The organism is Actinomadura fulvescens, assembly GCF_039533225.1.
In the GTDB taxonomy this organism is placed as follows: Bacteria; Actinomycetota; Actinomycetes; order Streptosporangiales; family Streptosporangiaceae; genus Spirillospora; species Spirillospora fulvescens.
Map to the genome: position 1 here is coordinate 1 of NZ_BAAATD010000062.1, position 512 is coordinate 512.

Consider the following 512-nt stretch of genomic DNA (forward strand, 5'->3'; position numbering starts at 1 on the left):
TCGGTGAGGCGCTTGAGCACCACCACCCCGCCGCCCTCGGCGCGCACGAACCCATCGGCATCCGCCGAAAACGCCCGGCACCGGCCCGTCGGCGACAACATCGACGCCTGACTGAACCCCACATACGGCCCCGGGCTGAGCAGGACATGCACACCGCCGGCCAGGACCAGATCGCTGGTTCCCTCGGCCAGCGAACGCCACCCGCGTTCCACCGCCACCAGCGACGACGAGCACGCGGTATCGATGCTCATACTCGGACCGCGCAAATCGAACACGTGCGACAGCCGGTTGGCCGCGATCGACAACGTCCCACCCGACATCGTGTACGGGTTGGCCGACCCCGCCTCCACCACCTGAAGAGAGATGTAACCAGGGTCGGAGATACCGACGAACACCCCCGCCTCCGACCCGGCCAGCCCGGCCGGATCGATACCCGCGTCATCCATCGCCTCCACCGCCATCTCCAGCAGCAGCCGCTGCTGCGGATCCATCGCCGCCGCCTCCTTCGGCGA

1 protein-coding gene is annotated in these 512 nt (G+C 68.6%); it reads right to left on the minus strand.

What is annotated here, in order from left to right; all coding sequences use genetic code 11:
• On the minus strand, positions 1-491 hold a 491-nt coding region (locus tag ABD333_RS47430), incomplete at its 3' end, for a beta-ketoacyl [acyl carrier protein] synthase domain-containing protein (RefSeq protein ID WP_344549511.1).
• Between the last annotated feature and the right edge of the window lie 21 nt (positions 492-512).